The organism is Nevskia sp., from assembly GCF_023266035.1.
In the GTDB taxonomy this organism is placed as follows: domain Bacteria; phylum Pseudomonadota; class Gammaproteobacteria; order Nevskiales; family Nevskiaceae; genus Nevskia.
In genome coordinates, this window is the sequence record NZ_JAHFRY010000006.1 from 34881 (window position 1) to 44406 (window position 9526).

8 protein-coding genes and 1 pseudogene are annotated in these 9526 nt (G+C 66.5%); 1 reads left to right on the forward strand and 8 read right to left on the reverse strand.

Going from position 1 to position 9526, the window contains the following annotated elements; all coding sequences use genetic code 11:
* Positions 1-141: 141 nt before the first annotated feature.
* The 8 genes from Q0D45_RS01290 to Q0D45_RS01325 are packed head-to-tail and all read right to left on the reverse strand — an operon-like array spanning position 142 to position 8423.
* On the reverse strand, positions 142-1110 hold the full coding sequence (locus Q0D45_RS01290; protein WP_293387492.1) for a hypothetical protein: 969 nt from the start codon (positions 1108-1110) through the stop codon (positions 142-144).
* Positions 1107-1592 carry a biopolymer transporter ExbD gene (locus Q0D45_RS01295; RefSeq protein WP_293387494.1) on the reverse strand — a complete coding sequence of 162 codons (486 nt, stop codon included), beginning with the start codon at positions 1590-1592 and terminating at the stop codon, positions 1107-1109. Before Q0D45_RS01295 ends, Q0D45_RS01290 begins: the two co-directional genes overlap by 4 nt.
* Positions 1589-2158, reverse strand: coding sequence for a biopolymer transporter ExbD (locus tag Q0D45_RS01300; protein WP_293387496.1), 570 nt, complete (start codon positions 2156-2158; stop codon positions 1589-1591). Before Q0D45_RS01300 ends, Q0D45_RS01295 begins: the two co-directional genes overlap by 4 nt.
* Positions 2159-2169: 11 nt before the next feature.
* Positions 2170-2826 carry a MotA/TolQ/ExbB proton channel family protein gene (locus Q0D45_RS01305; RefSeq protein WP_293387498.1) on the reverse strand — a complete coding sequence of 219 codons (657 nt, stop codon included), beginning with the start codon at positions 2824-2826 and terminating at the stop codon, positions 2170-2172.
* A 45-nt stretch (positions 2827-2871) separates the two neighbouring features.
* A complete protein-coding gene (locus Q0D45_RS01310; RefSeq protein ID WP_293387500.1) occupies positions 2872-3168 on the reverse strand; it encodes a hypothetical protein in 297 nt (98 codons plus the stop codon).
* Positions 3165-3815 carry a tetratricopeptide repeat protein gene (locus tag Q0D45_RS01315; protein WP_293387502.1) on the reverse strand — a complete coding sequence of 217 codons (651 nt, stop codon included), beginning with the start codon at positions 3813-3815 and terminating at the stop codon, positions 3165-3167. The genes Q0D45_RS01310 and Q0D45_RS01315 overlap by 4 nt, the downstream gene beginning before the upstream one ends.
* Positions 3799-6672, reverse strand: a complete 2874-nt coding sequence (locus Q0D45_RS01320; protein ID WP_293387504.1) for a tetratricopeptide repeat protein — start codon at positions 6670-6672, stop codon at positions 3799-3801. The genes Q0D45_RS01315 and Q0D45_RS01320 overlap by 17 nt, the downstream gene beginning before the upstream one ends.
* The gene (locus Q0D45_RS01325; RefSeq protein WP_293387506.1) at positions 6669-8423 is read right to left on the reverse strand and encodes a hypothetical protein; all 1755 of its coding nucleotides are present in this window, start codon (positions 8421-8423) and stop codon (positions 6669-6671) included. Before Q0D45_RS01325 ends, Q0D45_RS01320 begins: the two co-directional genes overlap by 4 nt.
* Before the next feature lie 808 nt (positions 8424-9231).
* Between Q0D45_RS01325 and Q0D45_RS01330 the strand changes: the two are divergent.
* Positions 9232-9526 (forward strand): annotated as a pseudogene (locus tag Q0D45_RS01330) (hypothetical protein); the annotation flags it as partial.

Consider the following 9526-nt stretch of genomic DNA (forward strand, 5'->3'; position numbering starts at 1 on the left):
TGCTCCGATTGCCGCCCGGAGCATGTGGACTTCGTTGTCTGTTGGATCAGGCGTCGTTGGCCGATCGAAACTGGTTTCTTCGAAACCTGAAGTTAAAAGAGCAAACGCCGTGCCATGTTTCCACTTCGACTCGGCTTGTCTTCAGGTCGGCAGGAAGTCGATTGGATAGTTCGGGTAGGTGAACAGCGGCACATCCTTGGCGCCGAAGTTCATCTGGCGGATGCGCGCCAGCAGCTTCTGCTCCAGCGCGGGATTGGCAAAACTGCTTGAAACCAGCTCGCAGCGGCTTACCGAGCCATCCGGCGCAATGCTCAGGGAGACCACGATCCGGCCGGCGCCCATGCCCACCGTCTCACGCGCGGCACGGCTGAAGATGGCGTTGAGGCTGGACTTGCTGCGATCGAAGCCAAGTTGGATATCTTCCAGTCCGCGGCCACCGCGACCCGTTGCACCGAGACCGCCGATACCCGATCCGGCACCGGTGCCCTTGCCCACCAAGCCGGACTGCACTTGCCCGGTGCGGCGCGCACCAAGATTACCGGCCGTGCCCTGCCCTGCAACACCGCGCACGGCCGTGCCCCCGGCGCCGCTGCTGCTGGCAGCGGCGGTCAGGACCGGACTGCTGCCGCTGCTGGTCCTGGTGCCGGTGATCAACGCCTGCTGACTGTCAACGGCAACCAGGCTGCGATCATTGAGCGCCGCCAGTTGTTCGCGCATCTGCATCAGGCCGGCAGCCGCCGCCTGCTGGCGGGCGTCCGGCTTCGGCGCACCGGCAGCGCTCGCAGCCGGTGCGGCCGCGGCTTTCGGTAGCGGCTTCTGCGGCTCGGCCTTGGGCCGAACCGGCTCGGGCTTCGGTTCGATCGGCACAGGCTTGACCACCGGCTCCGGCAACAGCTCGACCCTGCGCGGCGTCGGCTCCGGAATCTTCAGCTCCGGCGCCGGCAACTCGAAATGCAGCCAGGGCACGGCGATCGCGAACAGCAGCATCGGCAGGCCGAAGCGAAGGAGTACCTTGCGGAAACGACGATCGGCGTCGCCGATCAAGCCATAGCGATCTTCGGCAAGCAGCAGGCCGGCATCGACCATCGACGATCCAGGCATGGCGCTCATGCGCCGTCACCTACTGGTTTCTCGACCACCGCCAGCGACACGTGTGCGTACTGCTCATCGGCACAGGCGCTCATCACCTGCTTGAGCACGCGGAACGGCAGGCGCTTGTCGGCGATGATGCTGATCTCCTTCTTGGGAGACTGACCAGCAACGGCGGCGTCATGCAGCGCGGCTCGCAAGGCGCGGATCGTCTCCACGCTGCCGACCAGGCCTTCACCGGTGCTGGCGACCAGCCGGCCATCGATGCGGATCTCGTGCTCGCTGATCGCGATGCTGATGGTCGGCTGCGGCGCCAGCCGTGCCTCGGATTCCGCCAGCTTCAGCACTGCCGGCACCGGCAGCACTTCCGGGTTCAGCGCATTGACCAGCAGATAGAACACCAGAATCGCGAACACATCGATCAGCGACACGATATTGAGCACCGCAGCCCCCCCTTGGCGCAGGGTGCGCTCGGCGCGACGCAGGCTGCGCTTCGAACTCATGGCGCCGAACCTGCGGCGTCACCGATTGCCATGCGTGGAAACAATTCGCCCGGATAGCCGGCACGTACGGCAGCCGGTGTCGCGGCACGCATCGCATCGATCACCGCAACGACATCGGCATAAGCGACCTCCGGGCCGACCAGCAGATCGATCGCTTCCTGTTTCGGCGCACGGCGTTTCGCGGCGAGCAACCGCTCGGGCAGCATCGCCAGCGCCTTGCCGTCGGCACTGCGGGCGTAGCGCTGGGGCTGGCCGTCGCCGATATCGACGAGCAGCGCGGCATCGAGCACGGTGATGCTCGGCCGCGGCATCGGCTTGCTGGCGACGGCAGCCTTGCCCGGCAGATCGAGCGCCAGCACGTTCAGGCGCGCAGCCGTGATCGACGCGGTGACCAGCAGGAAGAACACCAGCACCGCGAAGACATCGATCATCGACACGATGTTCAGCTCGCCCTCGCGGCCCAACCGCAGCTGGCGCTTGATGCGGCGCTCGCGGCGGGCGGTCCGGCGCTGCGCGGCCTCTGCGTCTTCGTCATCGATCAGCGAAGGCAACAGCACGGCGCTCATCGTGAGATCGCTCAAGCCACTGCGGCAGCAAGCGGCGCCGGCCGGCCGCAGACGGCGCTGACGAAGCGCGAGCAGACCGATTCCAGACTGTCGATCAGCTGCGTGGTGCGGCTCTGCATGTGGGCATGGATGAACAGCGAGGGGATCGCCACCATCAGGCCGAAGGCGGTGCAGTTCATCGCCTCCGAGACGCCGGACGACAGCAGATCCGCCTTCTGCGCCGGGTCGGCGGTGCCGAGTGCGCTGAACGCGCCAATCAGACCCAGCACGGTACCGAGCAGGCCGAGCAGGGTCGACATGTTCGAGAACGTGGCCAGGTAGTGGGTGCGGCTTTCGATCGCCGGCATCACATCCATCAGGCCCTGTTCGGTGGCGATCTCCAGCTCGCTGCGCCGGGGATCGACTCGCGCCTGCGCCGACGCCGACGCCAGCACCTTGGCGATCGCTGCAGGTGAATGCTGCAGCAGGCTGTCGATTGCCGGCAGATCGCCGCGCTGCATCAGCGGCGCCAGCTCGGCGAGCAGCTTGCGGTTCTGGCGCTCGGTGCGCAGCAGGAAGATCAGCCGCTCGACCGACACGGCAACGACCATCAGCAAGACCAGCGCGATCGGATACATGAAGGCGCCGCCCTGCTGGAAGAACTGGATGACGATGGTGGTGATGGCCATGATCTCGACTCGAAGGAAAGGGTGCAGCGGTTCAGTAGTTATGCGTCAGTAACCGAGAGACTGACGACGCATGCGCTCGTAGCTCTCGCTGTTTTCCAGCGCGGCGTTGCGGTTGCGGTCTTCAGCGATATCCGCCGGCGTCAGCGCCTGCGTGTAGCGCGACGGACTGCGCGCCGCCGGCCGCTGGTCCTCGTCCTTCCACGGCATCAGGTACAGGCCGAGCGCGGCTTCGTCTTCGCCGACCACGGTGGTGCCAGCCTTGGTCGCTGGTGCGGGGGCTGGCGGCGCAGCGATAACGTTGATGGCGAAGCCTGCGAGCAGCAATAGATAGCCGCGCTTCATCGGGCGGCTCCGCTGCCGGCATCGGCGACGACCGGGCCGCGGCTTTCGAGATCACGCACCCAGGCGCTGACGATCAGATCCTTGTTGTCCGACAGCACCTGATAGCGGCGATACAGCGGCAGCGCATCCTGCGGCCGGCGCATCGACACGTCGTAGAGAATCGCCAGATTGAGCACTGCCGCCGCGTAGTCCGGGCGCAGTTCGATGGCTTTCTGCCAGCGCTGTTCGGCGCGTTTGTAATCGCCCGCTTCGCGATACTGCGCACCGCACCAGTTCAAGGCCACGGTGTTCGAGGGATTGGCGGCGATCGCCCGCTCGAAGCTTTTCAGCGCCTGATCGCGCTGCTTGGCCCGCGCCTGGATGATCCCGGCATCGGTCCAGACACCGGACAGATCCGGGTAGTCCTTGAGCAGGCTCTGCAGCGCCACCTGCGCGTCCTGCGGCCGCTGGTCCTGCATCAGCGCCAGCGCGTTCTGGAAGCGCAGTTCCGGCGCCGGACGGCCGGGCACTGCCGCCAAGGTCTTGGTCGACGAAGCCGCAGGCGTGACCGCCGAAGGCTGGGTCGGCGGACTGCTGCGCCGAACCGGGGTGCTGCACGCGCTGATCAGCAGCGCCGTCATCAGCACAGCACTAGTGCATCGATTCATAACGGTCCTCCAGGCGGACGTTCTTGCCGTAGCGCGCCGGCGCCAGCTCGCTCAGCGCGACGCTGCTCTTGCGCACCCAGTCGTTCCAGACGCCCTGGCGCAGATGCGCGAGGTTGGCTTCGTAGGCCTTCATGGCCTTCTCGTCGAAACCGTTGGCTTGTTCCTCCAGCATCAAGCTGTACTGCTCCAGCGCTTCGCCGCTCAGCGACGCCGGACGATCGGAATCAACGATCGCCCGGCCCAGTTCGCGGTAGACGGTGGCCAGCTCATGAGTCGCAGCGGTGGTCACGTCGGCATAGCCGTAAGCGGCAGCACGATCGAGCAAGGCGACTGCGCTTTCGATCGCGGCACGGCGCTGCGCCAAGCTGGCCTGCAGCGGCAGGCTCAGGCGCAGCAGGCGCGCCTTGGCGGCACCGGCCTGGCCGAGTTCGAGATTGGCCTGCGCCGCGAGCAAGCGGGCTGGCGATGCCGCATCGCCATTGCCGCTGCCATCGGCCTTGACGATCTCCTGCAGCCAGTAGAGGTAGCGCGCCTGATCGCGATTCGAGGTCCTGGCGATATCGGCGAGCTGATGGCGCGCCTGCTGGGCACGATCAAGCGGCTGCGGCCAGGTGCTTGCGTACAGCTCGTAGGCCTTGCTGGCAGCCGCGGCATCGGCGGCGCGGCGATAGCCTTCGGCCGACAGCCACTGGGCATCGCGGCGAGTGTCCACCGGCAGGCTCTCACGCTGCGCGATCTGCCCGTAGACACCGGCGGCGCGGCCCGGCTTGTTGTCCTTGTCGTAGGCGCTGGCGAGTTTCTTCTCGGCATCGGCAACCAGGGCATGCGTCGGGTAACGGCTGCGGAAGCCTTCCAGCGCGGCTTCGGCATTGGCCCAGTCGCGCAGCTCGAAGTAGGCCGACGCGGCATCGAAATCGGCAGCCGGGCGGATCGTCGCCTCCGGCACCACGCTGCCGACTCTCTGGAACGCGCGCGCCGCGGTCTTCAGATCGCCGGCCGTGCGTGCCACCACCGCCTGCTCGTAGACGCTGCGCGCCAGACGTTCGGATGCTGGCGCACGTTGGGCCGCATCGCCCGGCAGCAGCTTGATCAGCTCGGCATAAGCGGTTTCGGCGGCGGCATAGTTCTGCTGGCTGTAGCGGGCATCGGCGACCACGCCGAGCATTTCGCGGCGCAACTCGGGCGCGGCCGGCGGATTCGCGGCCAGCACCCGGGTGGCGACGCCGAACGCGGCTTCCGGATCGTTCAGGCTGAGCAGATCACCAGCGGCGCGAGTCAGGGTCAGCGCCCATTGCGGATGGGCCGGGAACTGCTCGGCGAGCTTCAGGCTCGCGCGCACCGATTCCTTCAGTGCCGCCGGCCGGGTATCGACCGCGCCTTCGCGCGCCAGCCGCTGCCAGGCCTGCACGGCGGCGTAAGCGGTGGTCGGCGCCGTCGCTGGCACCTTGCCGCCGCTGCGGTAGTCATAGGCTGCGCGCTCGTACTGACGGGCCGCCGCTTCGTAGCTGCCACCGTCGTAGAGCGCATCGGCCTGCAGCAGCGCCAGCTCGGCCGCGCCCGGGTCCTGCGGGAACAATTGCAGGCTGCGCGCGTACCAGTCCGCTGCCTTGAGGAAATCGGCCTGACGGGCTGCGACGTCGCTTTCCGGCCGCGCCTGCGCCACGGCGTGATAGTGACGCCCGAGCGCTGCCAGATTGCCCTTCAGCGCTGCCATCACTTCCGGTGTCGGCGCCGCGCCCTGCCAGTACGTGGCGCCCGGCAGGTAATGCTCGACATAGCGCGCCTTGCCAGCAACCAGCAGGTCGTTGAAACCACCCTGCTCCCAGGCCGCCATCGCCCGCGTCTCGAAACCGGGCGCCAGCGGATGGCGCGGATGCCGTTCGACGAATGCCAGGCTGGCGTCGGCGGCATCGGTGTAGCGCTGCTGGGCGAGCAGCTGATCGGCCAGCGACACGTAGAGCAAGGTGGCGAAGCGTGGCTCGGCGCCTGCACGATCGAAGCTCGCGCTCAGGCTGCGGCCACCACCGAGCGCGGCCAGCGACAGGCCGGTAACGCGCAGCACTTCGGTCGCCATGTCGAGCTTGCCCGGCTTGACCGCCGCCAGCGCGGCCTTCGGATCAGCCAGCTCGCCCGGCGGCAACTCGCGATCGAGAATCGCGTAGAACACGGTCAGCGCTTCGTCGTGCTTGGCCTGCCGGAACAGCGTCCAGCCGTACTTGAACTGCGCCGGCTCGAAATAGACGTTGCCCGGCCCAGCAGCGAGCACCTGCTTGTAGGCCGGCTCGGCCTCGGGAAAGCGCTTGCGCTGGAACAGCAGTTCGGCGGCGCGGAACAGACCATCCGGCGCGCGGAACGATGAGGGATAGCGGCTGCCGATCTGCAGCAGGCTGTTGATCGCCAGATCGACATTGCCGGTCGCTTGCTGTGCTCGCGCCAGCTGGTAGAGCACGCGATCGTTGAGCGGATAGTCCGGCTGTTCGGCAAGCAGGGTCTGGTACTGGCTGATCGCCTTCTTCAGCACTGGCAGATTGATCAGGCCATCGACTTCGGCCAGCTGTACTCTCAGATCGGCACCGCGACGCAGCGCTTCGGCGCGAGTCGAGGGATCGGCAGGCAGCGCCAGCAGACGATCGTACTGGGCCAGCGCGGCGCCGATGTTCGGCGGCAGCTTCCGTTCGCCGTCCACTCGCAAGATGCTCGGCGTGCGGACCACGAAGCGGCCGTTGCGCTCCAGGCCATTGGTTTCGGTGGTCGAGCCGACGGTCGACGGCTTGTCGTCGGTCAGCACTGCCGCCGTTGCCGGATGGCTTAAACCAAGCGCGAGCAGCACGGCAACATGAAAACGGGTGATGGTCATTTGCTGGCGACCTCGGCAGCACGGTCATAGAGCTGCGCCAGGCCGTAGCGCGCCTCGACCAGCGAATGCAGCGCCTGATCGCGGATCGTGGCGATGTGCGTCCGTGCCATGGCATCGAGCGCCTGGCCAGTGCTGGTGATGGTTGCCGCGATGCTGGGCTGCAGGGCATCGATGGCTGCGGCAATACCGGCAGCTTGCGGATCGCTGGATGCCAGCAGACGCGCGCGCTGGGCGCTCAAGGCGGCCTGCGCTTCGTGGACTTCGCGCAGTTGCCGCAGCTGGGCATCGAAGGAGGCCTGCTGCAGCAGCGGGATCAGATAAAAGGATTCCATGTCCTTGGCCACTGGCAGCACCCACCAGCGCGGGTCCGGCAGACGATCGGCCAACGACCAGTGCCAGGCTTCGCTCGGCGCCTTGCCGACGATGCCGGTGGCCAATGATTGGCTTGCGAGTTCGCTCTTGGCCTTGTCGCAGCGCTGCACCAGCCCTTCGAGCAGGGCGATGACCCGGTTGTAGTAGTCCTGCGCCTGCACTTCGGAACCGAGTTCGTTCATCACCCAGGCAATGGCGATCTGCGCCTCCTGCACGGCGGGATCGGTGGGATCACGGCCGATCAGCTCGATCCACGGCACCAGCGCCGCCCGCATGGCGCCGCCACGTTCCTTGTCCTTCATCGCGCGCGGCTCGTGCAGCGGCTTGCGGCCGTAGGCAACCGGAGTCGCCTCGGCCTTGTCGACTTCCGCTCCGGTGGCCGGCGCCAGCAAGGCCCAGCCCAGCCCGAGCATCGCGGCACTCGCCAGCGGGCCTGGCGCCCGCACGCGGCGGAACACATCGGCCGCCTTGATGCCTTCGTGCTGCGCGAGCCAGGCATAACCCAGCTCGGTATTGACGTGATCGCAGAGCAGGGTCGGCCGCGTCGAACAGGGTTCGCCGGCGCCGAGACGATCGACCGCAGCGAGATCGGCATTGCCGGCGAGCAGCGACTGGTAGGCGGCGTACATTGCTGGCGTACCAGGTGACGGCCCTTCCGCCACCGGCGTTTCATTCGGCGCGGCGCCGGGTGTTTCGGCCTGCACCTGGCGCAGCAGGCGCTGTGATTGATAGTGGCGCCCGGTGGCTTCGAAGAAAGCGACGGCGCGCAGACGCGGGTCGATCGGATCACCGGCGCGATAACGGCTTTGAGCGTCTGCCGAGATGACGCTGTCAGTGCTGCGCTGCCAGTTGATGAGCTTGAGGCTCGAACCCTTGACCATGCCGCCCGGCGCCCAGCTCAACTCCAGTTCGGCCGGCGCGGCACCCTTCTCGATACTCAGGTCGATGGCGGCCCGGCGGCGTGCCTCGCTGGCATGAGCACCCACTTCAGCAACGGCAGCCTGGGCGCGAATGCGGTGCGGGCCGGGGCTCAAGCGAGTGCTGAGCAAGCCATGCAGGCCGCTGGCGCGCAGCGCTTCGGCTTCGCGCTGCGAGTACTGGTAGTGCTGGATCGGATCGCCATCGATCTGCAGCCAGACCTCGCGCAGCCAGACGTCCTGAGCGCGGGCACCGACATAGACGTTCAGCATGTCGCTCTGCGTGTCGCTGCCGATGCGACTGGCGGCCAGATCGAGTTCCAGCGCCTGGCTGCGCAGCGCATCGAAGTCGCCGGCCGCTGCTGCATCGCCAGCGGCCATGAACAGCCCCATGGCCAGCAGCGCCGCCGGCAGCCAGGAGCGGCGGTCTGCAGACGGAAATGGAGTATCAGTGCGATTCATGTGGAGTGCTCGCTTGGCCGAAGGTAAGGACCGGCCTAGACGAGGTCATGCATCCACATCACGGTGACGGCAATCTGCGCCAACGCAGCCGCCACGATGGCAATCAATTCGAGGGTGTTGAGGGGGCGCGTCGAAACGTCGGACATGGTCGGCATCCAGGACAGGGGTGGAGGTTCGCTGGCAGTGATGCCAGCGGACATGGACCTCGCTGTCCGGAAAGATCGGGCTTCTTCGGCCGATCCATGAGCCTGCTGCAAGCGCTCGCCGGAAGATGAGCAATAAGTTTGCCAAGCCAATGGACAGCAGCGTTGTGAGGCCTCTTGCCGATGCACTGCGCTCCGGATCCCGGCTCTGCCCGCACCGAGATGGCCGGCGCGCGCAGCAACGGTGCAATGCACGCATCTGGCTCGGACCATCCTCGCGCTCGCGCACCACGAAGACGCGTGCGGATTCCGCCGACGCCGCCATCGCGCTCACCGGGATCGCTTCAGAACTCCATTTTTTCCCGGTCGTGAAAATATAGTGAAAAGCTGGTGCAGCAAGCGTTTCAGCGCGATCCGGCAACCGCCGACAACGGTAGAGGGTCAGCCCTTGGCATGCTGATTGCTTTTGTGGATTCGCAGCACAACAGCCTTGTGCATTCCGGAAGCTGCTTTCCGGAGCGGCCAAAGACGGTCGGATCGCGCAGGGCTGAACAACGGACAATGGGTAAAGGCGCCCATCACTGTCGATCGAAATCGGTCGACAGTGATGGGCGCTTTTTTGTTGCCCGCAACCAATAACAACGCAACAACTACCGGGAAATACCATGTTTGCAACCAAGGGGATGCAGGGGGTTCTGCGCGCCGCGATTTCACCATTGGGCGTCGCATTGATGATGGCCGGCGGGGCCGCACAAGCTGCCGATCCACTCGCCGATCTGCCGTTCCGGCTGACCGGCGGCACACCGAATCTCGATGTCCGTCTGCGCTACGAAGCGCTGAATCTGGCCGATCCGCTGGCGGCGCCGATCATCGAGAACACCGCCCAGGCAACGACCATCCGCGTTCGTCTCGGTTACACGATGGCGGCCTGGAACGGCATCGACGGCCAGCTCGAATACG

Excerpts from the sequence above, each read along its gene's own strand:
- Q0D45_RS01290 (WP_293387492.1), bottom strand. The coding sequence starts at position 1,110 with ATGAGCGCCATGCCTGGATCGTCGATGGTCGATGCCGGCCTGCTGCTT.
- Q0D45_RS01295 (WP_293387494.1), bottom strand. The coding sequence starts at position 1,592 with ATGAGTTCGAAGCGCAGCCTGCGTCGCGCCGAGCGCACCCTGCGCCAA.
- Q0D45_RS01300 (WP_293387496.1), bottom strand. The coding sequence starts at position 2,158 with ATGAGCGCCGTGCTGTTGCCTTCGCTGATCGATGACGAAGACGCAGAG.
- Q0D45_RS01305 (WP_293387498.1), bottom strand. The coding sequence starts at position 2,826 with ATGGCCATCACCACCATCGTCATCCAGTTCTTCCAGCAGGGCGGCGCC.
- Q0D45_RS01310 (WP_293387500.1), bottom strand. The coding sequence starts at position 3,168 with ATGAAGCGCGGCTATCTATTGCTGCTCGCAGGCTTCGCCATCAACGTT.
- Q0D45_RS01315 (WP_293387502.1), bottom strand. The coding sequence starts at position 3,815 with ATGAATCGATGCACTAGTGCTGTGCTGATGACGGCGCTGCTGATCAGC.
- Q0D45_RS01320 (WP_293387504.1), bottom strand. The coding sequence starts at position 6,672 with ATGACCATCACCCGTTTTCATGTTGCCGTGCTGCTCGCGCTTGGTTTA.
- Q0D45_RS01325 (WP_293387506.1), bottom strand. The coding sequence starts at position 8,423 with ATGAATCGCACTGATACTCCATTTCCGTCTGCAGACCGCCGCTCCTGG.